This window comes from Maribacter sp. MS6 (genome assembly GCF_056839185.1).
The window spans coordinates 3,222,688-3,247,090 of the sequence record NZ_CM166389.1; the positions used below are offsets into that span (position 1 = coordinate 3,222,688).

Consider the following 24,403-nt stretch of genomic DNA (forward strand, 5'->3'; position numbering starts at 1 on the left):
TAGGTAAAGGTGTGATGGTGGAATTCAAACAAAAAATAGTGAACTAATTCGGAACTAAGAATTATGGAATGAAAATAGTGCAAGTTACAGAATCAATTGATAGTACCCACGGGGGTATTTCGCGTAGCGTTGTTCATACTATAGAAGCTTTGTTAAACATTGCGGCAATTGAAGTTTCATTATATTGTTCAGAATCATTAACACCGATTAACAGTAGTTTTAATAGTAACTCTGGCCAATTGGTTTTTTGTAAGGCTTCTTATTCGGGTTTTTTAATTGAATTAAATGATTACTTGCGAAATGAAAAATTTAACTTGTTGCATGGACATGGATTATGGCAACTACCAGTGCATCAAATGGCCAGCATGGCACGAATATTTAATATACCCTATATTATTTCACCCCGAGGCATGTTAGAACCCTGGAGTTTGAAACAAGGAGTATTCAAAAAAAAAGTGGCTCTAAAACTCTATCAATACAAAGATTTAAAATTGGCTACCTGTTTGCATGCCACAGCTCCAATGGAGGCAGAAAGTATTCGAACTTTAGGACTAAAAAACCCCATCGCTATAATCCCTAACGGAGTAACTTTGGAAGCTTTTGAACTAAAGGATTTTAATAAGGTCAAGGTTTCTAAAAAAATCTTGTTTTTATCCCGTATCCATCCCAAAAAGGGGATTGAGCTTTTAATAGAGGCATGGGGTAAATTACCAATTGAACTTACTCAAGATTGGAGTATAGATATTGTTGGAAATGGGGAGCCTTTATATATCGAAAGTTTAACAAAAAGTATAGCCCAAAAAGGACTCTCAAAAACTATACATATAAAAGCACCAATTGATGGAAAAGAAAAATTGCAGGCCTATCAAAATGCACAATTATTTGTATTACCTACCTATAGCGAAAATTTTGGTATTGTAGTAGCCGAGGCGTTAGCCTGTGGTACGCCAGTAATTACAACCAAGGGTGCCCCGTGGGAAGATTTGGAAACCTACCAATGTGGATGGTGGGTTAATGTTGGGGTAGATGCCTTAAAGGCCATATTAGAAGAAGCATTAGTATTACCAGAAGAACAATTGGTGCAAATGGGTAAAAACGGACGTCAATTAATTGAAGATAAGTATAGTATGCATGCTGTAGCAAAACAAATGTGTGCACTTTATGAATGGGTAGTACATAAAAAAAGTAAGCCAGATTTTGTACGAATGAATTAGGCAGAAGCATGCAGGATAATAAGAAGGCAATACATCACAATTTAACTGGATTGGGAATGCGTTTTAAAAAATGGGTTTTCGATGCAAAGACAAAGCTTTTGAATGTGAAAATACATCAAAGGCACAAAGAAAATGAAAATCTGTTGTCGTCTACGGACGCTGAAGCGTTGTCTAAATACAATTTTGAAAGACGAAAGGCCCTGGTAGCTCACGCCCTACAGCATTCTAAATATTACAAAGATAAATATGCCTTTATTCAAAAAAATTCCACTACTATAGAAACCGAAGAAGATTTTACCAAGCTTCCTATTTTAACTCGAGAAGAACTAAGGCAAAACTTTGGCAGTATCACTGCTGCTAATGTGCGTAAAAAAGATTGCCATAAAATGTCAACCTCTGGGAGTACAGGGCCAGCAATTTCTGTTCTGCACGACAAACGGTTTCCTTTGGCCCCAACCCAGTGGCGACTGTTGCAATGGTGGGGCATTAGGCCCTATTCTAATAAGGCATTTATTTATCGTTATCCCCGACCTTTGTTATCGAAATTCCTGAATACACTCATATGGTGGCCTACGAAACGTATCTTTATGGCAGGTACGGCAATGGATACAGATACTATGCACAGATTTGTAGAAGCTATTAACAAAACCAAACCCACATTGCTGCAAGGATACACGGACGTCGTCTATGAATTTGCACTTTTCCTTTTGGACAATAGAATTCAATTACATGCTCTTAAGGCGGTATGGGTAACTTCCGCACCTTTGACCAAACAACAACGCTTTACCATGCAAAAAGTATTTGGGGCACCTGTCTATGATCAATATGGCAGCACAGAGATCTTTTATGTGGCAGCCGAGTGCAGCCAACAAAAAGGCTTGCATATCTTACATGATATGGTGTATGTGGAATGCGTGGATGAAAATAACAAACCAGTACCACCAAATACATACGGAAAATTATTATTAACCGATTTGAACAACTATGTCTTTCCATTGATTCGTTACGATATAGGGGATTATGGGCGCTTATTGTCCGATTCATGTGATTGTGGCATACCTTTAAGCTTAATGGACAACATAACAGGACGGAATACTACCTTGATTAAAACTTTATCTGGCAATACATTGAACGCAAACTATTTGACAGCTTTGTTCGATGAATTCCCGGAGAAAATTCGGGCATATCAATTTACACAGGCCAAGGATTATTCGTTACAACTATGTTTCATTCCAATGAATGGTACTAATGTGGATACTGTTATAGTTAAAGTAATCGAAGAAATGAAAAGTAAAACGAATAATGAAATTAAAATCTCATCAAAGCAAGTAGGAAGTATGACCAAAATAGGCGGCAAAGTTCCTATGGTTATTAGTGATGTGGTATGAAAAGAATTAACGAATAATGTAAGTTATATGCCATGTCCACCTTAATCGTACGGGAGATATTATAATTACAAAACAAAAAACAACGTATTGAATATTTTATTTTTAATAGGGAGATATCCAAATTACGGAGGCACTGAAGTGGTTACCACGGTTCTTGCAAATACTTTTGTAATGAAAGGGTATTCGGTATCAATTGCTTCTTTTGAGCAGACAGTTCCAGAATTGCGTTCGGAACTGGATGAAAGCATAAAGCTATTTAATCTTTCTTATCCTGTATTTACTATGGGGAATATTAGAAAGCTTAGAAAAATTATTGTTGAAAATAATGTTGATTTTATCTTAAATCAGTGGTGTTTGCCTTTTTACGTAACCAAATTGTGTACTACTGCAATCGGAAAGAATAAGTGTAAGCTTATTTCTGTTTTCCATGGTGTTCCGGACAAAAATAAACCTTTGGTACGTATTCAAAATAGAATAAAATCAACTCAAAATAGAATTATTTTATTTGTTTATAATTGTATACATGAAATATTACTGCTCGTTACTGCATTTAATTTGAGATACGTATACAAGAATAGTGCGCGATACGTATTATTGTCAAAAAGTTTTGTGAAGCCGTTTATAGATCTAAGTAGGATTAAAAAAGCCTCAAAATTGATAACAATAGGAAACCCGTTGACAGTTTCTAATGAGGATTACCTGTATGAACCAAAATCAAAGGAAAAGGTTCTACTATATGTGGGGCGTATTGATTATCTACATAAAAGGGTTCATCGTATCATTGAAGCATGGGAGCGGTTGTATAGAAAGTATCCAGATTGGAAATTGGTACTTGTGGGTGACGGCCCTGAAAAGGCTACTTTGGAAAATTATGTTTTCAGAAAAGAAATTACCGGCGTTGATTTTGAGGGATTTAGGGAAAAGCCGCCTACAACGTTTTATTCCAAGGCATCCATAATACTTCTTACTTCTGAATTGGAAAGTTTTGGACTTGTATTACCGGAAGCAATGAGTTATGCAGTGGTCCCTGTTGTTTATGGTAGTTATTTGGCTGTCTACGATATTGTGGAGAATAATAAAACGGGCTTTATAACAGCTATGCCCTACTCCGAAGAAGAAACGGTTAGCAGATTAGAAGAATTAATGAGTAATTCGAACAAACGTAATCTTATGGCAAAACAAGCATTACAAAAGTCTAAAAACTTTAAGTTAGAAGTGGTTTTGGATGAATGGGAATCGTTATTTTCTAAATTAAACGTCAATAAATGAACACGTTATACATTGATTCTTCAAAATGCCAAATAAATGTAAGTTTAAAGAATACGATGTAAATGTTAATTTGGAGTATTATATTAGTTCCGAACGACATCCTATTTGGGATTCCAATAAATAGTGAGTTTACGCCTTATGGTTTAAAAACATTATTGAACAGAAAGTACCCCAAGGTCTTTAATAGCAATTGTTAAGGACTATGGAGTAAAATAACAACTTTGATTTCTAATTATCATGGCCAAGAATCAAATTGATATAATGAAATACGAAAATGGACTAAGCCTACAGAATAAGTTTGCACGTTTACTTTGGACCATTACGTGGACTTTATTGGCACGTCCTTTTCCAAGGCGTATCTGTAGCAATTGGAAAAGATTTCTATTGCGAATGTTTGGCGCTAAAATTCACAAAACTGCGGGTGTTTATGCTAGTACACGTATATATATGCCGTGGTATTTAGAAATGCATGAATATAGTTGCCTGGGCCCAGAAGTAGATTGTTATAATGTAGCAAAGATTATTATAGGGTCCCATGTAACCGTATCTCAAAAAACATATTTATGCTCGGCTTCACATGATATTTTAGATGCCGCCCACCAACTCATAACTGCACCGATAATTATAAAGGAAAAAGCGTGGGTGGGTGCTTCTTGCTTCATTGGTATGGGAGTTACCATACATGAAGGTGCTGTTGTTGGGGCTACGGCTTCGGTGTTCAAAGATGTTGCCCCATGGACTGTGGTAGGGGGTAACCCTGCCAAATTTATTAAAAAGCGTATTTTAAAGGATGATTAGTGCTGTTGTTTTGACTTATAATGAGGAAACGATCCTACCTAAGTGTTTAGAAGCACTTAGCTTTGTTGATTCTATTCTTATATTCGATTCGTATAGTACTGACTCAACGCTTGAGATTGCAAAATCTTTTAATGCTACAGTTATCCAACGAAGATTTGACGATTATGCAAGTCAAAGAAATGCGGCTTTAGCCGCAGTCCCTGCGACTTGCGATTGGATTGTTATGGTTGATGCCGATGAAATTGTTACTCAGGCATTGAAAGTAGAAATCCTTTCGAACATAGTAAATGAAAAGGGGATTACCATGTATCTAGTAAGACGAAAAGATATATTCCAAAATAAATGGATTAAGCAAAGCAGTGGTTATCCAACATGGTTTCCACGGGTATTTAAAAAAGGTAGTGTAATCGTAGAACGAGAAATAAATGAAGAATACAAAACAACTGGTGAAAAAGGTTTGTTAACAGAGCATCTCATACACTATCCGTTTAATAAAGGAATGACTTGGTGGTTTCAAAAGCATAATCGATATTCTGAAATGGAAGCAAATAAAATGATGGAAGAAATGAGGGAACCTGTTGATTATATTTCTCTTTTCAGTAAAGATCCGATAAAAAGAAGAAAAGCTCAAAAAAGATTAAGCTATAAACTACCTTATCGCCCACAATTAATTTTTATTGCGTTTTATGTTCTAAAAGGAGGATTCTTGAATGGTAAAGCAGGATATACTTTTTGTAAGTTAAGAATGACTTATGAGTATATGATTAAAGTTAAGGTCGATGAGTTGTTAGCTAAGGATAAAAATTCAATTGATTCTATTAAGAGATAATTTGAAGAATCAAGATATAACATATTCTAGACACTCAGTGGATTTATCAATTTATCAGGCGAATGAATATAAACCTGGTTCTTTTTTAAAACGTGTTCTCTGGTACTTTACAAATCGGTTTTTTTTTAAAAGCGCTATTCATTATTCCTATAACTTTAAGAGGTTTTTATTAATTCTTTTTGGAGCTAAAGTTGGTAAATCACCTACAATTAAACCTGGCTTATCAATTAAATATCCATGGTTTTTGGTAATTTCTGATAATGTTTGGTTAGGTGAAAATGTTTGGATTGATAATCTAGCCGAAGTTAAAATAGGTTCAAACGTATGCATTTCTCAAGGGGCAATGCTTTTGACAGGTAGTCATAACTACAAAACTCGTTCATTCGATTTAATTTTAGGCCCTATAGTATTGGAAGACGGGGTTTGGGTTGGTGCAAAGAGTATTGTCTGTGAAGGGGTAACCTGTAAAAGTCATTCGGTTTTAACTGCTGGTTCCGTCGCCAATAAAGATTTGGAACCGTATAAGATCTATAAAGGTAATCCTGCCGTATGTATACGGGAACGAAATTTAACCAATTGAGTATTGAAGCATTAATCGATACTTGTACTTTTGCAAAAAGACCTACATGAAAGTTACTATAATCACGGTCACATACAATAGTGAAGAGACACTGGAAAGCGCTATGGATTCTGTACATGGGCAGGATTATACGGATATTGAACATATCATCGTTGATGGTGCTTCTACCGACGGTACGTTGGGGATTGTGGCTGAAATGAAACTAAAAAACCAAAATATCGTTTGTGTATCCGACCAGGATGATGGTATCTATGATGCTATAAATAAAGGATTAAATTTAGCTAGTGGGGATATTATCGGGTTTGTGCATTCTGATGATTTTTTGTCAGGTACGCACATCATCAGTGCTGTTGTAAATCAATTTCAAAATGGCAACTATTCAGGAGTATATGGCAACTTGTTGTACGTTGACCGAAATGATACCAGTAAGATAATTCGGAATTGGTACAGTAAAACCTTTCATCATAAGTTGTTGCAGCGCGGATGGATGCCAGCACATCCCACGCTTTTCCTAAAAAAGGAAGTCTACCTGGAATGTGGCAATTTTGATAAGTCGTACAAAATAGCCGCAGATTATGACTTTATGCTACGGGTGTTGCGGAAGCCCAATTATACATTTGGTTTCCTACCTGAGGTTATCACCAAAATGCGGGTAGGCGGAAAAAGTAACAGGAGCATTTCAAATGTGGTGCTTAAAAGCAAGGAAGACTTCAGGGCGATGAAAGCCAATGATATCAACAACCCTCTGGTAGCTTTGTTTTTTAAAAATGTCTCCAAACTTAAACAGTTTATTTAAATGCATAAAATTAGTTTGGTAGTAGTACCTAAACTTCGTTACAGTACTAATTTAGAAATGGTTTGAAACGAATTATTTAACTTTACCGCTATTTGCTTAAATTGATGCTATAAATATGAAAGACGCTCCGTTTGCCTTAGATATATCCGATGATGATTCGTCTTTTAATAGTAGGGAACTCATTTATAAATACCTGAAGTTCTGGCCTTGGTTTTTAGCAAGTTTAGTGCTATGTGCTATTTTAGGGCTCGCCTACCTGCGCTATACCCCAGAATCCTATAAATCGGTTGCTAAAATTAAAATTATTGATGAATCCAAGGAAATGAATGTTGCTGAGGATGCCCTTTCCATGCTTAGGGGTGGTGCATCAAATATTAATATGGACAATGAGATGGAGGTATTGCGCTCCTATCGTTTGTTGGATCAAGTAGCATCGGAGCTGAATTTGGATGTTTCCTTTGTTGAAAAAGGGACTATCAAGAAAACGCAGATTTGGAACGCACCTTTAATCCTTACAAAGACAATTTCTGAAGATAGTTTGCGTGAGCCTTTGCGTTATGAATTGGTTTTTAACAGAGATCAAATAGTGCTCACAAACGAAGAGGAAAGCACTTGGTCCTTAAAAACCAATGCCTTGGACTCTATTGCGACTACCTTACCTTTTGCCATTTCTTTGGCACCAAACTTTAATCCTGAAAAGCAGGTAGGTAAGACCTATGAAATCGTGCTAAAATCCAGAAAAGCGACCATTGCGGATTTGCTTGAAACCATACAGATACAGCCCACTAGTAAGAACAGTGACATCGTTTCCTTGCAGCTCATAGGAGAAAGCTATGCCCGTTCGGAGGCTATTTTGAATACCTTAATACGGGTCTTTAATAATGATGGGGTGTCCGATCGGCAACAGGTATCCAAACGCACCTTGGATTTTATAGATGACAGATTCGTATACCTCTCTACAGAACTTGATTCTATTGAAGGGGGCAAGGAAAGTTTTAAACGGACCAACAACCTTTCCTATATAGAGGCCGATGCCGGGATTTCCTTAGAACGCAAATCCGAAACCGAAAATCAAGTGGCCGATTTGGAAACCCAACTTTCCTTGTCGGGATTATTAAAGCAAACCGTCATAAGCCAGTCCGCCTACAGTTTGTTACCGGTGGATATTGGATTGGACAATAGCAGCTTAAGTACCTTGGTATCTTCCTATAATGAAATGGCCATGGAGCGTGAAAAACTGGGCATGACCATAGGAGAGGGACATCCGAGTATGGTGGCGTTATCGGAGCAATTGGAACGTACCAAGGTAAATATCCTGAAGACCGTAAATGTATACCAGTCCCAAATGCGAACGGCCTTAGGCCGTTTGAATGCCCAACGTTCCAAAGCCAGTTCTGCCTTTGCGGGTTTGCCAGAGAAAGAAAAGATGCTGCGTTCCATTGAGCGCCAACAGAGCATCAAGGAAAATCTTTTTTTGCTTTTGTTGCAAAAACGAGAGGAGGCGGCTATTAATTTTGCGGTCACGGCACCCTCTGTAAAAGTGGTGGATTTTGCAGAGACCGACAACAAACCGGTGGCTCCAAAAAAAATGGTGGTATTAGGAATTTCCGGTCTCTTGGGACTTTTTCTGCCTTTTGCCTTTTTCTTTGTTCGGAATACCTTGGATACCCAAGTAAATACCCGAGGCGATTTGGAGAAATTGTTACCCAGCATCCCTATTGCGGCAGAAATACCCCATATAAAAAGTAAAAAGGTCTTTGTAGATATCAACGACCGTTCCCCAATGGCGGAAGCTTTTCGGATTTTGGCCAGTAACCTAAAGTACTTGCTGCCTATAACCAAAGGCAGTGCCGGTAAGGTGGTCTATGTTTCTTCGGCAATAGAAGGGGAAGGCAAAAGTTTAGTAGCCTATAACCTCTCGGTAGCCTTGGCCAGTTTGAACAAAAAGGTGCTACTCGTAGGGGCTGATTTACGTAATCCCAAATTACATGATTTTTTTGGTATGGGATTGTCTACCAAAGGCTTATCCGATTTTCTAAAGGAACCGCAACGCAATACCGGTGAGTTTATTTATCCCGGTTTGGAGAGTGTGCCCAGCCATAAGGTCTGCCTAAGCGGGCCCATTCCGCCAAACGCTCCCTTGTTATTGAGTAGCGAAGGTTTTGAAAACTTTATAACTCAGGTGCGGGACGCTTTTGATTATATTATTGTCGATACCGCTCCGTTGATGCTGGTCACCGATACCTCCTTGATTTCCGAATATGCGGATATTACCCTGCTAATAGCCCGTGCCGGTTTGACAGATCGGATGATTTTAGAAAAATTTGGGCATAGCAAGCAATCGGAAAGCTTTAAAAACCTAGCCTTGGTGCTCAATGATACCGAAACCAGTATAGCCAACTCCTATACGTATGGCACTAAATAGAATGATTTAGATGATACATAATATGTAAAAGTGCTGCAAAGAATACGCTTGTATCGTTGCAAAGCATAGGGTAATGGGAATATGGCCTTCGTAGTGCTGTTAAAACTACTTTGGATTACCTAAAATTAACGATGGTAACCACCGCTAAAGATAAGGAGCCTAAAATAATCCCAAGCCATTGTGGTGTGGTGGAGGTATTCCGCACCTTTCGTTTGTTAGGTTCCACATACACAATATCATTGGATTTTAGATAGTAATTGGGTGAAGTAAAGAGTTCGTCCGTGTTTAGATTGATTCGTTTGGTCGTTTTAACACCGTCTTGCTCGCTGATTAAAAATACATTATCCCGTTTCGCGAAGATGGTCATGTCCCCAGCCAGTCCGAGGGCCTCCAATAAGGTCACTTTTTCATTGGCTATGGTGAAAACCGAAGGGTTGTTTACCTCGCCCAATACCGAGACCTTAAAATTGAGATACCGAATATCTACGATAGGATCAAGAAGTAATTGACGCACTACCAATTCCTTGGTAATATACTGCCGTAAGTCCTTTTTGGTAAGTCCGGCTGCTCGTATCGCCCCTATAAATGGAAATTGAATAAAACCATCTTGGTCTATTAGGTAGCCAGCCGTTGGTGACGGTCTTCCATTAACACTACCTGCTTGGTTCGATGTTTTATTGGCTACATTAAACATTTCCGCAGCTTCTACGTTTAAGCTGCTCACGGTAATACTAATAATATCGTTTTTTTGTAAAACGGGCTCTAAGGTTGCAGCGGTTTCTTGATACTCAGCATCACCCAAATCATTGAAATAGGTGGCTTTGTCGACCGTGCTGCAGGAAAAAAACTGTATGGTGAGTAGAATTGCCGTAATACCTTTTACAGTACGTTTTAAAAGGGTACGCTTATCAGCTGCCTGATTGGTATTCGATGTCATAAGGTTCTTTTTTAATCACAAAAAATAAAATCAACACGAAACGTGCTGAAATGCAACACAAATATAATTATACGGATGGTGCATTTGGCTTTTTTTGTTAAGAATGTCCGTTCGAGTAAGTTTTTATGGTGGTACCATGGAAAAGGAAAATCGTACCGAGAACCTTTGTAACCTGTTTGCTTCTCGATACATTTTCATTTTTGCTCTCGCGCAATGAAAACACTCGAAGTGACAGTATAGTGGTTAATTGCACCCCGTCAGTTCGAGTGGGGTTCTGAAAGAGCTAATGCCTGTCCGCCAAAAGTGGAGGGTATCGAGAACCCTTGTGACCCGATTGCTTCTCGATACATTTTCATTTTTGCTCTCGCGCAATGAAAACACTCGAAGTGACAGTATAGTGGTTCATTGCACCCCGTCAGTTCGAGTGGCGTCCTGAAAGAGGCATTGCCTGCCTGCCAAAAGTGGAGGGTATCGAGAACCCTTGTGACCCGATTGCTTTTCGATACATTTTCAATTTTGCTCTCGCGCAATGAAAACACTCGAAGTGACAGTATTGTTCTTAATTGCACCCCGTCAGTTCGAGTGATTTTTTCTTGGAGTGCAACGGAAAGGGAAAATTGTATCGAGAACCTTTGGGGTCGTGATCTTTTCGACCTGCCTTCCGGCAGGTACTAATTTTCTCGTACCTCGCAAATTCACTCGAAGTGACATCGTAACCCAGTCTTTTGGAGGAATCACAAAAGCATTAATTTTATTTACTTTAAGCTCAGCGTTTGATACGTACGCGATGTAGGGTGTCCAATTTCGGAAATTTTTGTAGAAATGCTTCCCTATCTGTGTACATGGTTGTTAAGGCGTCCATGGTAGTATCGGCATAGCCAGCATATAAAGAGGTTATGACTTCCATCCTATTTACCACCCTTCCAAACGATGGAAATCCACGTACATCGTTGTAAAAAATGGTGTCCAGTCGTTGATTGTTCCCCAAATTAATAAACAGGTCTGTAGTTCTGGATTCCGGTCCTCCTCTGGCAAAGCTCAATGCTCCCCTCCTCATTGCCCTGAAGTACGGCTTCGTCTGGTACGGATATGCTATTCCAGCGATCGTAAGCTTCCTTATGGCTACTCCCAAATTGGGCCACAAAACCAGGATTCACCCTATAAAAAAGTTGTCCATCAAAGTATCGGTATTTTACGAGCTGGTATAGTCGGTCTACCGCTTTTGGGGATAAGCGTCTGGTGACGTCAATATCAAAATTTCCTTTGGAGGTTTCAAACTGTAAGGTATAGGTTTCTGGAGCTATTTCTTTGGTCCAACTTGCACGGAATACCTTTGGCGCACAACCCAAGATACTTATAAAAATGAGGACATAAAGGTGCTTTTTCATTGTATAGCATGATTTAACGAACGATAATACTCATTTTTTGACGATTGAATACTTTTTTTTCAGGTATTTTTGTAGGAATGGAAAGCGTACTTAGCTCTTACTTGCCCGAACGTGCCGTTGCACCCTGTATGGCACTTATTAAAGAAAACAGGGTGCATTTGAAAATTGTAAATGAACGCGTAACTCGGCATGGCGATTACAGGCGATTGGCGAATGGACGACATCAGATTACCGTAAATGCCACGCTGAACAAGTATCGTTTTCTTATTACCCTGGTACATGAAATAGCACACTTGGTCGCTTTTGAAAAATATGGTAGGCGTATAAAGCCGCATGGGTTGGAGTGGAAACGCACCTTTCAATATTTAATGCTTCCTTACATACGGCCCGAGATTTTCCCATCGGGCTTACTTCCGCTCTTGGCACGGCATTTTAGAAACCCCAAAGCCAGTAGTAGTACCGATGCAAATCTATCCATCGCACTAAAAAAGTTTGACACACAACAATCAGATGCATCCTACGTTTTTGAATTGCCCATAGGAAGTGTTTTTCGGATATACAACGGCAAGTTGTTTAGAAAGGGGAATAGACGAACAAAGCGGTATGAGTGTGTTGAGGTAAGTTCTGGAAAAGTATATCTTTTTCAGCCCAATGCAGAAGTTGAATTGATAACGAGTTAAGATGAACAAAAATTATTACGCAGTGTTAATGGCCGGTGGGGTAGGTTCACGATTTTGGCCTATTAGTACCTCCGAGAACCCCAAACAGTTCCACGACATGTTAGGGACGGGAAGTACCTTGATACAAAAGACCTTTCAACGACTGAACACCTTCGTTCCTACCGAAAATATTTTGATCCTAACGAACGAACGTTATAATGATCTGGTACTGGAGCAGCTGCCTATGGTGAAACAAGATCAAGTGGTTTTGGAACCTGCCATGCGCAATACCGCTCCGTGTATCTTGTATGCGGCGTTAAAGATTCAAAAGATGAATCCCAACGCGGTCATGATCGTGGCGCCAAGCGACCATTGGATAGAGGATGAGGTAGCGTTTGCAACCAATGTTACCGCTTGTTTTGAGAAATGTGAGCAAGAGGACGTATTGTGTACCTTGGGTATTAAACCCACCTTTCCCAATACCGGTTTTGGATATATTGAATTTGATAAGACCAACGACGCACAGCTAAAGACGGTACATCAATTTCGGGAGAAACCAGATTATGAAACGGCCAAGGAGTTTTTGTCAAAAGGTAATTTTTTATGGAACGCGGGCATCTTTATGTGGAGCGTAAAGACCATAGTAGATTCGTTTAAGGTATTCCAACCCAAGCAATATGAGTTATTCGCTTCAGGAATAGCATCCTATAATACTCCGGACGAGGCTACTTTCATTGCCGAAAACTATCCAAAAGCAGAAAATGTATCTATCGACTACGCAATTTTGGAACGATCAAAGTCCATCTTTGTATTGGCCGCTACCTTTGATTGGAATGATCTGGGCACCTGGGGTTCCTTATTTGATAAACTGGATAAGGATGAAGGGGGCAATGCCGTAGTAAATGCGCAAGTGCTTGCAGAAGATGCAAGCGGGAATATGATTCGTTCCCCTAAGGATAAAATAGTGGTCGTAGACGGGCTAAAAGATTATATTATCGTAGACAAAAAAGATGTACTTTTAATCTACCCGAAGTCTAAGGAGCAGGATATTAAAAAAGTACTGAACAAAGTAAAAGATAAATTTGGCGATAAGTACGCATAACTATGCAAGAAAATTTAGGACAGGATAACATCACGCCAACGGACGATTCCAAGGATAGTGGGGAGAACGTAAAAAAGGACTTTCAAGGCTTATTGGGAAGCGTAAAGAAGTTTTTGTGGGAGCTTTTGGACATCCGTACCAATACGGACCAGCAAGCGACCAAGGAGGCCATTATAGCCGATATACCTTTTAAGGGGCATACGTCTTGGATTTTGATCTGTTCTATATTTATAGCTTCCATTGGATTAAACGCAAACTCTACGGCCGTGGTTATTGGAGCGATGCTTATTTCCCCCCTCATGGGCCCTATTCTGGGTATTGGGATGTCTATTGGCATCAATGATATTGACACGCTTAAAAGGTCTTTAAAGAACTTTGGCGTTATGGTGGTGTTGAGCGTATTGACCGCATTTCTATTTTTTAAGTTTTTTCCATTGCGTGATGAATCTTCGGAGTTATTGGCCAGAACAGCTCCGGATATTAGGGACGTATTAATCGCCTTTTTTGGTGGTTTGGCCTTGGTAATTGCTAGGGCAAAGAAGGGTACTATTGCGAGTGTTATTTTTGGAGTTGCTATTGCCACCGCCTTGATGCCGCCCCTATGTACCGTAGGTTTTGGTTTGGCTATTGGAAACTGGGATTATGCCGGGGGTGCCATGTACCTGTTTACCATTAATACCATATTTATTGCACTGGCCACCTTTTTGGCGATTAAGTTGCTGCGCTTTCCCATGGTACGCTATGTGAATTCACAGCGGCGTAGATTTATCGCTAGAATGGCCTCTCTAGTGGCCATCCTTGTTATGGTGCCTGCCGGATTTACGTTTTATAATGTGTTTCAACAATCACTGTTCCGCAAACAGGCCATCAGTTTTGTGGAAGAGAAAATTGCCCCGTATCAATTTTCAGGCGAAGGTCGGTTTTTAGAGGATTTAACGGATATTGAATTTAATGAAGGCGAGAGCCCACTTGTTGAAGTGGTATTTATGGGTAACGAGACCATTCCTGAAAATGTGATAGCTACTTGGAAAACACAGATGAACGAGTATGCAAAGCTAAAGGGAACCACGCTGAACGTGGTTCAGGGGTCCAAAAATGAGACTGGCGATCAGCTGAAATATGTTAATGAGCTCTACGAATCCCAAAAGAACCAATTGTCCAGCAAGGATGAAAAAATAGCCTTATTGGAATCTGAACTTATTCGTTTGAACAAAGGGGCTACTGGACAAATACCTTTTTCCGAAATAAGTTTAGAGGCGAAGACGAACTATGAAAACCTATCCCGACTGGCCTATTCCTATATGATTTCAACCGATTTCTCAAAAACGGATACCATTCCCGTGTTCGAGGTAACATGGAAAAAAGAAGCCAAACGCTTCCAGACCGAAAAGGATGTTAAGAAATTACACGAATGGTTAAAGCTTCGTTTACAAAATAAAAACCTTCAAATTAAAGAAGTTGTTTCGGATTGATGCTATTTGGCGTGTTCCAAAGCGTTCTCGATACACTTTTTCCTCTTCGTTATACCCCGAGAAAAAACACTCGAACCGACGTACATTTTATTCCACCAAAAGGCTAATACAAAACAGATTAATTTCGCTCCTCAATATACATTTGGCGCACCTTTTTAAAGAGGTCCGAAGAATACACAAAGTCGGTTACTGCTTGGTTATCCGTTTTAAAAATTTCGTTCTTAGTACCTTCCCATTCTTTGAGACCGTCTTTTAAGAAAAGAATCTTTTCCCCAATTTGCATCACAGAATTCATGTCATGTGTATTGATTACCGTAGTGATGTCATACTCCTCTGTTATTTCCTTAATTAAGTTATCTATTAAAATAGCCGTTTTGGGATCTAATCCGGAATTAGGCTCATCACAAAAAAGGTATTTAGGATTCATGACGATGGCGCGTGCAATGGCGACCCGTTTTTGCATTCCACCAGAGATTTCGGAAGGAAATTTATGATGTGCGTCTACAAGATTTACCCGTTTAAGAACAGCATTTACCCGATCGGTCATTTCTGATTTTGATTGCTTGGTAAACATCTCTAAAGGAAACATCACATTACCGGAAACCGTCATGCTATCAAAAAGGGCGCTACCTTGAAAAACCATACCCATTTCCTGTCGTAGGTTTCTTTTTTCCTTGTCCGACAGCGAAGCGTAGCTGCTACCGTTATAAATGATATCCCCTTCCTCTGGATAAAATAAGCCCAATAGACATTTTAGGAATACCGTTTTTCCAGATCCACTTTGTCCAATGATGAGATTGGTTTTTCCGTTTTCAAATACCGTGCTTATCCCCTTCAAAACATGGGCATCTCCAAACGATTTATGTATGTCGTTAACTTCTATCATTAGCCCAGCATGAGTTGTGTTAAGATATAATTTAATATAATAATGACCACACTGGTCCATACAAAAGAGGTCGTACTGGCTTTGCCCACCTCAAGAGCTCCCCCTTTCATGTAAAACCCGTGATAAGAAGGAATAGTAGCGATGACGAATGCAAAAATCAATGTTTTTATAAAGGCATAGGTGATATGAAACGGAATAAAATCCATCTGTAATCCCTCCACAAAATTGGCACTGGTTAAAAATCCTCCAAAAACACCGGCAAACCAGCCACCAAAAATACCTACGTACATGGCGATGGCGATGGCAAAAGGATAAAAAAGCATGGCGATTATTTTTGGGAATACCAGGTAGTTCAATGAGTTTACACCCATAACTTCTAGGGCATCTATCTGTTCCGTAACACGCATGGTACCAATGCTAGAAGTAATGTACGAACCTACTTTCCCTGCCATAATAACCGAAACAAAGGTTGGGGCAAATTCTAAAATAATGGATTGTCTGGTCGCAAATCCGATAAGGTTCTTAGGAATTAACGGGCTAGTAAGGTTCAAGGCTGTTTGTATGGCTACTACGGCGCCGATAAAGAAAGAAATAAATATAATGATGCCCAATGACCCATAAATAAGCTCGTCTATTTCCTTTAAAATCAAGGATTTCATAATACGCCATTTGGTCGGTTTTTTAAAAACCTCGATTACCATAATAGCATAGCTGCCTATAGACGCGAAATAGTTCATGTATTTAAATTGGATTTCTGTGGGTAAAAGTAACAATAATGCCTTGGATTTAACCTTGAATTCATCTTTTAAGATATATTTTATTTACTTTTATCCTGTAAAAATAGAAGTATGAGTCGTAGCCGTTGTTTAGTCCTTTGTTTCCTTTTTTCAGGACTATTTTCAGTATTCACCCTTAATGGACAGAAAAAATCAAAAGTAGAAGATGAAAGCCAATTAAGGGCAAATCCAAAGCTAGTAGTGGGTATTGTAGTAGATCAAATGCGGTATGATTATTTGACACGCTTTTACAACCATTACGGCGAAGGTGGTTTCAAACGCATGATAACTCAAGGGTTCAATTGTAAAAACAATCATTTTAATTATGCCCCCACCAGCACGGGGCCAGGGCACACGAGCGTATACACGGGAGCTACACCTGCAACGCATGGGGTTATAGGGAACAATTGGTATGACAAGGATATTGATGAGTCTGTCTATTGTGCCGGTGATGACACCTACGAATCTGTGGGAAGTACAGACGATGCCGGCAAAATGTCTCCCCACCGGATGACGGTTAGTACGGTATCGGACGAGCTTCGTCTACATACACAAATGAGGGGAAAAACCATTGCCATAGCTATTAAGGATAGAGGCGCAGTACTACCGGGAGGCCATACCGCAAATGCTGCCTATTGGTTTAATGGTGGGGATGTAGGGAAATGGATAACCAGTACTTATTATATGGATGAATTGCCTAGCTGGGTAAGTAATTTTAATTCCTCTGGTAAAGTTCAATCCTATAAAAAATCATGGAATACTATAAAGAGTATTGATTCCTATAAAGAAAGTGGGCCGGACAATAATAACTATGAAGGATTGTTCAAAGGAGAGACTTCGCCAACTTTTCCTCATAGTACTACTGGACTTTTAGATAAGACAAAGGATTTTGGTTTGATATCCGGCACCCCTTATGGGAATAGCCTTACGACAGATTTTGCTTTGGAAGCTTTGGAAAAAGAGGGCTTAGGTACCGATGCCGATACCGATTTCTTAGCCATCAGTTATTCTAGCACGGATTATGTTGGGCATAAATACGGTGTAAATTCAAAGGAAGTCCAAGATACCTATTTACGATTGGATGCCGATTTGGAGCGTTTGTTTAACACATTAGACGAAAAAGTTGGGGAAGGGGAATACACTGTATTCTTAAGTGCCGATCATGGAGCGGGTGATGTGCCGGCATACTTAAAGGATGTTAAAATACCTGCGGGCTATGTAGACAATAGTGAAATAGAAAAGAAATTTTCTGAATTTCTAAAATACACCTACGGTACCGAGGATATTGTAAAGAATATATCTAATTACCAGATTTTCTTAGACCATAAAATAGTTAAGAATTTAGATTTGGATTTAGCAGCTGTTCAGCAAGCAATAGCCAAAGAATATTTAGGGTACGACCATATAGATCGTGTTTATACAGCTGATCAAATGTGGCAAAACCACTATACCAAGGGTATTCCTTACGTGCTACAGAACGGTTACAACCAAAAGCGTTCCGGTGATGTGCTTTTGGTATTTAAACCAAATTTTATTAGCTATAGTAAAACAGGCTCTACCCACGGGTCGCCACAAGTGTATGATACACATGCCCCATTATTATTCTTTGGAAAAGGAATTAAACAAGGCAGTACTGTGGAGCGTACCGAGATTCCCGATATTGCGCCTACCATTTCGGCCTTATTGGGTATTTCATTTCCTAGTGGTAGTACAGGAACACCTATCGGGGCCGTGATAGAGTAAATTGTATCATGAACATACATCCTATAGGTATTTTTGATTCTGGAGTAGGCGGGACTTCTATTTGGAAAGAAATTCAGGAACTACTACCAAACGAGAATACTATTTATTTGGCCGATAGCAATAATGCACCTTATGGCGATAAGTCCCAGCAAGAAATTCTACAACTTTCCATAAAGAATACCGAATACCTTTTGGAGCAAAATTCTAAGCTAATTGTAGTAGCCTGTAATACGGCAACCACAAACGCCATAGCATATTTGCGAAGTACGTACAAGGTTCCCTTTATCGGTATTGAACCTGCCATAAAACCCGCCGCCCTACATTCTACAGCCAAAACTATTGGGGTATTGGCTACAAAGGGGACGTTAACCAGCAGTCTTTTTCATAGTACTGCAGAAATACATGGAGGAAATAGTACAATAATTGAACAAGAGGGAAAAGGGTTGGTGGAACTTATAGAAAAAGATCAGCTTCACTCGGTCGCAATGCGAGAACTATTGGAAGGTTATATGAAACCCATGTTGGATAAGGGAATAGACTATCTGGTGTTGGGTTGTACACATTACCCTTATTTAGTTCCCCTTTTAAAAGAAATAGTGCCAGAGGGTATTAAAATAATAGATTCCGGAGAGGCAGTTGCCAGACAGACGAAAGCGATTTTGGAAGTAAATGGCTTGTTAAACTCAGCTAAAAACAAAGGCAAACATCAATTTTTTACAAATACGGATACTGAGCTTTTGACACGGTTTGTAGCCTCTGTCGAGATAGAAAAAAAAATTCGCCATTTAGACTTCTAACGTAGTGCGAATTCTTGAATAGGTCAAATAGGTAAACCCATATTGATGTTTTTCATCTTCTGGATGATGCTCTTCTTTTGTAAGTTTCCAATGGGTGGTATCTATCTCTGGAAAAAAAGTATCCGCTTCAAAAGTACCGTGTACCCGGGTGAGCTCAATTACATCTGCAAAAGCTTCCCCTTGTGTGTAAATTTCTCCTCCGCCAATGATAAAAGCATCTTCATCGGAGACAAGTTTTAGCGCATCTTCTAAAGAATGTACAATTAGACAATCTTCATAAGGAACGGTATAATTGGTGTCTCTGGTAATAATGATATGGGTGCGCTTGGGCAAGGGTTTGGGAAAACTTTCAAAGGTTTTACGGCCCATAATAATTTTATGTCCAATAGTTAGTCTTTTAAAACGCTTAAAATCGTCTGGTAAATGCCATAATAAATCATTATCCTTTCCTAAAGCATTGTTTTCTGCCGCCGCGGCTATCATGGTAATGGTATTCACTTAAATAGTTTTAATTAATATGAATAGATTGGCAAAAACGATGCCACTGGTAAAATACTATTTCTATCTTTAAGTTAAAGATACGGCAACTGGAATTTTTTCTGATGAATTTTAGAGATCTTTAGCCTTATATTTCATTCATTCCCGAGATTAATTACTACATAAAAATGAGGTTTAGAATAATAACACATCACATTATCAGTAGCATCGTTCTTCTTTTTGGAACAATATGTCTCGCCCAAACAGTTGTTCAAGTTTCCTTATCGGATGCTGCGCTAGAGCTTACCAAGCAAAACGTAGCGTACGATGGTCGCTATTTCTCAATACCCTACCCTAATGGAGATGTGCCTGGTGATAAGGGTGTTTGTACAGATGTAGTCATTAGAGCATACCGAAAGTTGGACATCGACCTGCAAAAAGAAGTCCATGAGGACATGAAAGCCAATTTTCATCTGTATCCGAAAAATTGGGGATTATCCCGTACCGATACAAACATAGACCATCGTCGGGTTCCTAATCTAATGACCTTTTTTGAGCGGCACGGAGAAGTAAAAGCGCTATCGAACAATACCAGTGATTTTATCCCAGGAGATATTGTTTGTTGGGATTTGGGGAGGGGACTTACCCATATTGGCATCGTTGTAAATAAAAAGTCCATTGACAGGAAGCGAAACTTAATCGTACACAATATTGGTGGCGGACAGGTGGTAGAAGATGTTTTGTTTAATTATAAAATGATAGGTCATTATGGCTATGCAAAATAGAATAGAAAAAATACGAAAGGAATTTCCGGTTACCAGAAAGGGAATTTATGCCAATACCGCGGTCTATGGTCCACTTTACGACTCGCTTTTGGATTGGCGACAAGAGCACGATTTGGACTTTTTGCTCCATGGAAGCGATATGCGTGACAAGTCCCTTAAAATAATATCGGAAACTAGAAATACAGTTGGACAATTTTTTAAATGTAAGCGTGAAAACGTGGCGTTAGTTTCAAATTTTTCAACAGGGCTCAATTTTCTTTTAGAAGGATTAAAAGAAAAAACGAAAGTGCTCCTATTAGAGAAAGATTACCCATCGCTAAATTGGTCTTTTGAAAATAGGAATTTTGATATTTCTTATCTCACAATGACAGTTAATGTGGAGCAACACATCTATGATGTTATAGCAAAAAATAAGATTGAGGTATTAGCGTTGAGTCTTGTACAGTGGTTGGACGGATTTCTTATTGACTTGGAATTCTTAAAAAAGCTTAAAGTGGAATTTCCCAATTTGATACTTATAGCCGATGGTACTCAATTCTGCGGTTCTAGAAGTTTTGATTTTGGAGCATCCGGTATCGATGTCTTGGGTGCCAGCGCTTATAAATGGTTGTTGGCAGGTTATGGTAATGGTTTTATGCTGTTTTCCGATGGGGCACAAGAACGTTTTTCCTTGAATACCATCGGATTTAATGCTGCAAACGGTGATTTGGAAAAAAAGGAAGTTATCCGTTTTGCCAAACAATTTGAACCGGGACATCTTTCCTGTCTCAACTTCGGAAGTTTAAAATTTTCCTTGGATTTTTTGACTGGCCTCGGGATGAACTCCATTACAGAACATAGCTTGGCACTTTCCGAAAAGGCAAAACAAGAGTTCGCTGGCTTGGGGCTTTTAAACGAAGATAGTCTAGCGCGTGAAGGGCATAGCACAATATTCAATATTAAAGGGGATGATACGGTGTTCCATAGATTAATTCAAAATAATGTGCTTTGCGCGCAGCGAGGAAACGGTATTCGCTTGAGTTTTCACTTTTATAACACACAGAATGAGATAGATGAAGTAGTAAAAATCTTAAAAACCAGGATGTAATCATTACATACTTACGGTTTTTTAAAGGGCTAATTTTCAGACAATTGTTAATTGTTGCCAAAATATTAGCAAATTCACAAAACTGACCTTGATCATTGTAAATGAGCATCTTAATATAGTAGTTTTGCCGTATATTTTAAAAACAAGTATCATGGCAATCGCAAAACAATTTTTAAAGACAAAACCTGTTTGCAAGGTAACATTTACTGTACCAGCAGAAGAGGCAAAAAAAGTAGCTGTAGTAGGAGATTTCAATAACTGGAACCCTAAAGGCAGTACCTTAAAAAAATTAAAGAACGGAACGTTCAAAGGAACCTTTGATCTTCCAAAAGAGAATAGCTACGAGTTTAAATATATCGTAGATGGAGAATTTGTTAACGATGCGCAGGCAGATCGTTACCAATGGAACGACTATGCAGGTTCTGAGAACGCTGTTATAGAGTTGTAATCAGGTCAACATGAATTAAAAAGAGGCACAGGAATTTTCTGTGCCTCTTTTCTTTTGCCGACCATTTAAGCAGCTACTCCATAATGGAAACACCTTTCCAAAAGGCCACACGTCCCTTAATTCCTCTTGCCAACTCACTCACTTCTGGGTAGTACCAAGCCGCATCGGGATTTTGTTTTCCGTCTACGTCAAGCGAATAATAAGATGCCCGACCTTTCCATGGGCAACTCGTATGCGTAGTACTAGGTTTGAAATACTCTTTCTTAATGCTTTCTGCCGGAAAATAGTGATTGTTTTCCACGACTACCGTTTCGTCACTCTCCGCGATTATTGTATCGTTCCAAATTGCTTTCATAGTTATTTTTTTAAACTGATTTTGTAAATAGATAATTCTTGTAGTAGTGCTTTTGGTCGCTAAATTCTTCCAATACTTTCAAGCCCGACTGTTGCGCCAACCAATGCACAGTAGTGTTGTCATATTTTTGTGAGATTTCTGTATGTATGGTTTCCCATGCGTCAAACGTGATATCTAGGTTTAACTTTTCTATACGCACTTTTTGAGGAGACTTAGCTACCAAATAGCTTTTTGCCGTGCCACTTTCCGGATCGTACACTTCCCAATGGGTAAAATTGCCCACATCAAAATTAGCCTCTAATTCCCTGTTGATTCGCACCAATAAATTTTTATTAAATGCTTCCGTAATTCCAGCGGCATCGTTGTAAGCATCCAAAATGGTCTGTGGGTTCTTTTTCTGGTCAAAACCTATGAACAGCAAATCATTTGGTTGCATGTAGTCTTTAATCTGCGATAAGAATTCAATCGCTTTTTCGTGTAATAGATTCCCTATGTTGGAGCCTAAAAAAAGAATTACCTTCCGTTCATCCGTTGCAACATTCAGTTTACTAAGTGTTTCAAAATAAGTGCCTTGAAGGGGTTCGGTTCTTAGCGTCGGAATTTCAGCCTTCAAATGGGACTTAAGTGAATCCAGAGCGTTTTGACTAATATCTATAGGGCGATAAGTAAAGTTGAGATTTTCTGTTGTAAAGTGGCGTAAAAGAATCTTTGTCTTTTTCCCATCACCGGCACCCATTTCAATGAGATGGAACTTTTGAGAGCCGTTGGAAAAAAACTTGGAGAGCTCCACTTTGTATGTCTCCAGAATATTGAATTCCGTATCGGTCAGGTAGTATTCCGGCATATTCATGATATCCTGAAACAACTTGTCGCCTGCCTTATCATATATATATTTAGAGGATAGGAATTTAGGGTAGGCGGTAAGGCCATCGTGTACTTCTTGCTTAAACTGGGAATCCAATTTTTGAGCTAATTTTTTATGCATGTAATGTAGGTCGTAATTATTTGGCTAACCTTAATCCGGTGAATTGCCATCGTAAATTCGTTTGAAAAAAATTGCGGTAGGTAGGTCTAGCATGTTCGGTTGGCGTAGCTACAGAACTCCCACGGAGTACTTTTTGGTTTACCATAAACTTACCGTTATACTCTCCAAGCGCACCATCCGCCTTTGTGTAGTTAGGGTAGGGCAAGTAGGCACTTTCTGTCCATTCCCAGCGCTCTCCCCAGGCAAACAAGTGTTGTGCGGCTTCCCATTCGAATTCCGTTGGAAGTCGGCAGCCCTTCCATTGGGCGTAGGCAAATGCCTCAAAATAGGAGATATGGGTTACCGGAGTATCTGAATTTATTTTTTCAAGTCCGTTTAAGGTAAAGTGATGCCATACCCCATCAATGTTATGCCAATACAACGGAGCAGAAATCTGCTCGCGGTTAACCCAATCCCATCCCTCGGCATGCCACAGGTTAAATTTTTGATAGCCATCTGCTGCTATGAAGGCCATAAAATCGGAGTTGGTGACTAGTGTACTGGCAATGGAATAATCGTGCAGATATACCTTGTGCCTTCCCAGTTCATTGTCGTAGCAAAAGTCTGGAGTGTTATGTCCAATCTCATAGACGCCCTCTTCCATTCTAAGCCATTGTTGAGGTATAGCATTGACTTGGTGCTCCTTGAACCTATCGGAATATACGGGTAACAGCGGATTATTACCTAGGATATATTTGATATCCGTTAGCAATAGTTCCTGATGTTGTTTTTCGTGATGAATTCCAATTTCAAGAACCTTATCCAATTCTTTATTTTGTACGTTGACCAACAATTCTTGCATCGCAGCAGTAACATGTGCTCTGTAAGCGTACACTTCGCTGACAGAGGGCCGTGACAAATTTCCACGGTCGGATCGCACCACGCGTTTGCCCACGGTTTCGTAATAACTATTGAAAACAAAGGAGAAGTCCTCGTTAAAAACGGTGTATCCGGGTTTATATTTTTTAAGGATGAATTCCTCAAAGAACCAGGTCGTATGACCTAAATGCCATTTGGGGGGAGAGACATCGGCAATGGGCTGTACGACGTAATCTTCTATTTCTAAGGGTTTACAAAGAATTTCTGTATGTCCTCGGGTTTCTATGAAGAAATCCAAGAGGGAATCGGTAAGAATCATGAAAACAATTTTCTTCTAAAGATAAAGAAT

Annotated in this window: 25 protein-coding genes; 16 read left to right on the forward strand and 9 right to left on the reverse strand. The window is 39.3% G+C overall.

The window, feature by feature from the left end; genetic code table 11:
- The first annotated feature begins 68 nt into the window (after positions 1–68).
- The 8 genes from MS6x_RS14115 to MS6x_RS14150 all read left to right on the forward strand — a co-directional run bounded on the left by MS6x_RS14115 (position 69) and on the right by MS6x_RS14150 (position 9,299).
- The gene (locus tag MS6x_RS14115) at positions 69–1,214 is read left to right on the forward strand and encodes a glycosyltransferase (RefSeq protein ID WP_482603109.1); all 1,146 of its coding nucleotides are present in this window, start codon (positions 69–71) and stop codon (positions 1,212–1,214) included.
- Between the two features lie 8 nt (positions 1,215–1,222).
- Positions 1,223–2,602 carry a phenylacetate--CoA ligase family protein gene (locus MS6x_RS14120; protein ID WP_482603110.1) on the forward strand — a complete coding sequence of 460 codons (1,380 nt, stop codon included), beginning with the start codon at positions 1,223–1,225 and terminating at the stop codon, positions 2,600–2,602.
- 87 nt (positions 2,603–2,689) lie between these two features.
- Positions 2,690–3,871, forward strand: coding sequence for a glycosyltransferase (locus tag MS6x_RS14125; protein WP_482603111.1), 1,182 nt, complete (start codon positions 2,690–2,692; stop codon positions 3,869–3,871).
- A 261-nt stretch (positions 3,872–4,132) separates the two neighbouring features.
- Positions 4,133–4,669: an LbetaH domain-containing protein gene (locus tag MS6x_RS14130; protein WP_482603112.1), complete on the forward strand. Its 537-nt coding sequence runs from the start codon at positions 4,133–4,135 to the stop codon at positions 4,667–4,669.
- On the forward strand, positions 4,662–5,498 hold the full coding sequence (locus MS6x_RS14135) for a glycosyltransferase family 2 protein (protein WP_482603113.1): 837 nt from the start codon (positions 4,662–4,664) through the stop codon (positions 5,496–5,498). Before MS6x_RS14130 ends, MS6x_RS14135 begins: the two co-directional genes overlap by 8 nt.
- 1 nt (position 5,499) lies before the next feature.
- The gene (locus tag MS6x_RS14140; RefSeq protein WP_482603114.1) at positions 5,500–6,078 is read left to right on the forward strand and encodes a WcaF family extracellular polysaccharide biosynthesis acetyltransferase; all 579 of its coding nucleotides are present in this window, start codon (positions 5,500–5,502) and stop codon (positions 6,076–6,078) included.
- A gap of 46 nt (positions 6,079–6,124) precedes the next feature.
- Entirely contained in the window at positions 6,125–6,874 is a 750-nt protein-coding gene (locus tag MS6x_RS14145; protein ID WP_482603115.1) for a glycosyltransferase family 2 protein, read from the forward strand.
- 115 nt (positions 6,875–6,989) lie between these two features.
- The gene (locus tag MS6x_RS14150; RefSeq protein WP_482603116.1) at positions 6,990–9,299 is read left to right on the forward strand and encodes a GumC family protein; all 2,310 of its coding nucleotides are present in this window, start codon (positions 6,990–6,992) and stop codon (positions 9,297–9,299) included.
- Positions 9,300–9,414: 115 nt separating this feature from the next.
- Here the strand turns inward: MS6x_RS14150 and MS6x_RS14155 are convergent, their stop codons facing one another.
- The 3 genes from MS6x_RS14155 to MS6x_RS14165 form a co-directional block, all read right to left on the reverse strand.
- Positions 9,415–10,236, reverse strand: coding sequence for a polysaccharide biosynthesis/export family protein (locus tag MS6x_RS14155; RefSeq protein ID WP_482603117.1), 822 nt, complete (start codon positions 10,234–10,236; stop codon positions 9,415–9,417).
- Positions 10,237–11,002: 766 nt separating this feature from the next.
- Positions 11,003–11,293 (reverse strand): peptidylprolyl isomerase, encoded by a 291-nt coding sequence (locus MS6x_RS14160; RefSeq protein WP_482603118.1) that lies wholly within the window; start codon positions 11,291–11,293, stop codon positions 11,003–11,005.
- A complete protein-coding gene (locus MS6x_RS14165; protein ID WP_482603119.1) occupies positions 11,226–11,624 on the reverse strand; it encodes a peptidylprolyl isomerase in 399 nt (132 codons plus the stop codon). Before MS6x_RS14165 ends, MS6x_RS14160 begins: the two co-directional genes overlap by 68 nt.
- Before the next feature lie 77 nt (positions 11,625–11,701).
- Here MS6x_RS14165 and MS6x_RS14170 point away from each other — a divergent pair, with 77 nt between their 5' ends.
- From MS6x_RS14170 to MS6x_RS14180, 3 genes are read left to right on the forward strand one after another with little or no spacing between them, the layout of a single operon-like run.
- A complete protein-coding gene (locus MS6x_RS14170; RefSeq protein ID WP_482607174.1) occupies positions 11,702–12,304 on the forward strand; it encodes a SprT-like domain-containing protein in 603 nt (200 codons plus the stop codon).
- 1 nt (position 12,305) lies between these two features.
- Positions 12,306–13,385, forward strand: coding sequence for a mannose-1-phosphate guanylyltransferase (locus MS6x_RS14175; RefSeq protein WP_482603120.1), 1,080 nt, complete (start codon positions 12,306–12,308; stop codon positions 13,383–13,385).
- Positions 13,386–13,387: 2 nt separating this feature from the next.
- The gene (locus tag MS6x_RS14180) at positions 13,388–14,857 is read left to right on the forward strand and encodes a DUF389 domain-containing protein (protein WP_482603121.1); all 1,470 of its coding nucleotides are present in this window, start codon (positions 13,388–13,390) and stop codon (positions 14,855–14,857) included.
- A 118-nt stretch (positions 14,858–14,975) separates the two neighbouring features.
- Here MS6x_RS14180 and MS6x_RS14185 read toward each other — a convergent pair whose 3' ends face one another.
- Both MS6x_RS14185 and MS6x_RS14190 read right to left on the reverse strand, forming a co-directional pair.
- The gene (locus MS6x_RS14185; protein WP_482603122.1) at positions 14,976–15,743 is read right to left on the reverse strand and encodes an ABC transporter ATP-binding protein; all 768 of its coding nucleotides are present in this window, start codon (positions 15,741–15,743) and stop codon (positions 14,976–14,978) included.
- The gene (locus MS6x_RS14190) at positions 15,743–16,480 is read right to left on the reverse strand and encodes an MlaE family ABC transporter permease (RefSeq protein ID WP_482603123.1); all 738 of its coding nucleotides are present in this window, start codon (positions 16,478–16,480) and stop codon (positions 15,743–15,745) included. Before MS6x_RS14190 ends, MS6x_RS14185 begins: the two co-directional genes overlap by 1 nt.
- Positions 16,481–16,591: 111 nt before the next feature.
- Between MS6x_RS14190 and pafA the strand changes: the two genes are divergently transcribed.
- On the forward strand, positions 16,592–18,262 hold the full coding sequence (pafA, locus tag MS6x_RS14195; protein ID WP_482603124.1) for an alkaline phosphatase PafA: 1,671 nt from the start codon (positions 16,592–16,594) through the stop codon (positions 18,260–18,262).
- An 8-nt stretch (positions 18,263–18,270) separates the two neighbouring features.
- Positions 18,271–19,059, forward strand: coding sequence for a glutamate racemase (murI, locus tag MS6x_RS14200; RefSeq protein WP_482603125.1), 789 nt, complete (start codon positions 18,271–18,273; stop codon positions 19,057–19,059).
- Here the strand turns inward: murI and MS6x_RS14205 are convergent.
- Positions 19,048–19,542: a dihydrofolate reductase gene (locus tag MS6x_RS14205; RefSeq protein ID WP_482607175.1), complete on the reverse strand. Its 495-nt coding sequence runs from the start codon at positions 19,540–19,542 to the stop codon at positions 19,048–19,050. The two genes, murI and MS6x_RS14205, sit on opposite strands and share 12 nt — an antisense overlap.
- A 182-nt stretch (positions 19,543–19,724) precedes the next feature.
- On the opposite strand from MS6x_RS14205, the gene MS6x_RS14210 reads away from it, so the two are divergent.
- From MS6x_RS14210 to MS6x_RS14220, 3 genes are all read left to right on the forward strand, one after another.
- On the forward strand, positions 19,725–20,321 hold the full coding sequence (locus tag MS6x_RS14210; protein ID WP_482603126.1) for a DUF1287 domain-containing protein: 597 nt from the start codon (positions 19,725–19,727) through the stop codon (positions 20,319–20,321).
- The gene (locus MS6x_RS14215; RefSeq protein WP_482603127.1) at positions 20,311–21,408 is read left to right on the forward strand and encodes an aminotransferase class V-fold PLP-dependent enzyme; all 1,098 of its coding nucleotides are present in this window, start codon (positions 20,311–20,313) and stop codon (positions 21,406–21,408) included. Before MS6x_RS14210 ends, MS6x_RS14215 begins: the two co-directional genes overlap by 11 nt.
- Before the next feature lie 151 nt (positions 21,409–21,559).
- Entirely contained in the window at positions 21,560–21,856 is a 297-nt protein-coding gene (locus MS6x_RS14220) for an isoamylase early set domain-containing protein (protein WP_482603128.1), read from the forward strand.
- A gap of 73 nt (positions 21,857–21,929) precedes the next feature.
- Here the strand turns inward: MS6x_RS14220 and MS6x_RS14225 are convergent, their stop codons facing one another.
- Genes MS6x_RS14225 through egtB form a run of 3 tightly spaced genes read right to left on the reverse strand, consistent with a single transcriptional unit; the run spans position 21,930 to position 24,373 of the window.
- The gene (locus tag MS6x_RS14225) at positions 21,930–22,211 is read right to left on the reverse strand and encodes a DUF427 domain-containing protein (RefSeq protein WP_482603129.1); all 282 of its coding nucleotides are present in this window, start codon (positions 22,209–22,211) and stop codon (positions 21,930–21,932) included.
- 10 nt (positions 22,212–22,221) lie between these two features.
- On the reverse strand, positions 22,222–23,196 hold the full coding sequence (gene egtD, locus MS6x_RS14230; protein WP_482603130.1) for an L-histidine N(alpha)-methyltransferase: 975 nt from the start codon (positions 23,194–23,196) through the stop codon (positions 22,222–22,224).
- 16 nt (positions 23,197–23,212) lie between these two features.
- Positions 23,213–24,373: an ergothioneine biosynthesis protein EgtB gene (egtB, locus tag MS6x_RS14235; protein ID WP_482603131.1), complete on the reverse strand. Its 1,161-nt coding sequence runs from the start codon at positions 24,371–24,373 to the stop codon at positions 23,213–23,215.
- Between the last annotated feature and the right edge of the window lie 30 nt (positions 24,374–24,403).

Coding starts and splice junctions, on each gene's coding strand:
- MS6x_RS14175 (WP_482603120.1), top strand. CDS start 12,306: ATGAACAAAAATTATTACGCAGTGTTAATGGCCGGTGGGGTAGGTTCA.
- MS6x_RS14165 (WP_482603119.1), bottom strand. CDS start 11,624: ATGAAAAAGCACCTTTATGTCCTCATTTTTATAAGTATCTTGGGTTGT.
- MS6x_RS14155 (WP_482603117.1), bottom strand. CDS start 10,236: ATGACATCGAATACCAATCAGGCAGCTGATAAGCGTACCCTTTTAAAA.
- MS6x_RS14130 (WP_482603112.1), top strand. CDS start 4,133: ATGAAATACGAAAATGGACTAAGCCTACAGAATAAGTTTGCACGTTTA.
- MS6x_RS14215 (WP_482603127.1), top strand. CDS start 20,311: ATGCAAAATAGAATAGAAAAAATACGAAAGGAATTTCCGGTTACCAGA.
- egtB (WP_482603131.1), bottom strand. CDS start 24,373: ATGATTCTTACCGATTCCCTCTTGGATTTCTTCATAGAAACCCGAGGA.
- MS6x_RS14210 (WP_482603126.1), top strand. CDS start 19,725: ATGAGGTTTAGAATAATAACACATCACATTATCAGTAGCATCGTTCTT.
- murI (WP_482603125.1), top strand. CDS start 18,271: ATGAACATACATCCTATAGGTATTTTTGATTCTGGAGTAGGCGGGACT.
- MS6x_RS14180 (WP_482603121.1), top strand. CDS start 13,388: ATGCAAGAAAATTTAGGACAGGATAACATCACGCCAACGGACGATTCC.
- MS6x_RS14205 (WP_482607175.1), bottom strand. CDS start 19,542: ATGATAGCCGCGGCGGCAGAAAACAATGCTTTAGGAAAGGATAATGAT.
- MS6x_RS14120 (WP_482603110.1), top strand. CDS start 1,223: ATGCAGGATAATAAGAAGGCAATACATCACAATTTAACTGGATTGGGA.
- MS6x_RS14135 (WP_482603113.1), top strand. CDS start 4,662: ATGATTAGTGCTGTTGTTTTGACTTATAATGAGGAAACGATCCTACCT.
- MS6x_RS14170 (WP_482607174.1), top strand. CDS start 11,702: ATGGAAAGCGTACTTAGCTCTTACTTGCCCGAACGTGCCGTTGCACCC.
- MS6x_RS14225 (WP_482603129.1), bottom strand. CDS start 22,211: ATGAAAGCAATTTGGAACGATACAATAATCGCGGAGAGTGACGAAACG.
- MS6x_RS14145 (WP_482603115.1), top strand. CDS start 6,125: ATGAAAGTTACTATAATCACGGTCACATACAATAGTGAAGAGACACTG.
- MS6x_RS14160 (WP_482603118.1), bottom strand. CDS start 11,293: ATGAGGAGGGGAGCATTGAGCTTTGCCAGAGGAGGACCGGAATCCAGA.
- MS6x_RS14220 (WP_482603128.1), top strand. CDS start 21,560: ATGGCAATCGCAAAACAATTTTTAAAGACAAAACCTGTTTGCAAGGTA.
- MS6x_RS14115 (WP_482603109.1), top strand. CDS start 69: ATGAAAATAGTGCAAGTTACAGAATCAATTGATAGTACCCACGGGGGT.
- MS6x_RS14185 (WP_482603122.1), bottom strand. CDS start 15,743: ATGATAGAAGTTAACGACATACATAAATCGTTTGGAGATGCCCATGTT.
- pafA (WP_482603124.1), top strand. CDS start 16,592: ATGAGTCGTAGCCGTTGTTTAGTCCTTTGTTTCCTTTTTTCAGGACTA.
- MS6x_RS14190 (WP_482603123.1), bottom strand. CDS start 16,480: ATGAACTATTTCGCGTCTATAGGCAGCTATGCTATTATGGTAATCGAG.
- egtD (WP_482603130.1), bottom strand. CDS start 23,196: ATGCATAAAAAATTAGCTCAAAAATTGGATTCCCAGTTTAAGCAAGAA.
- MS6x_RS14150 (WP_482603116.1), top strand. CDS start 6,990: ATGAAAGACGCTCCGTTTGCCTTAGATATATCCGATGATGATTCGTCT.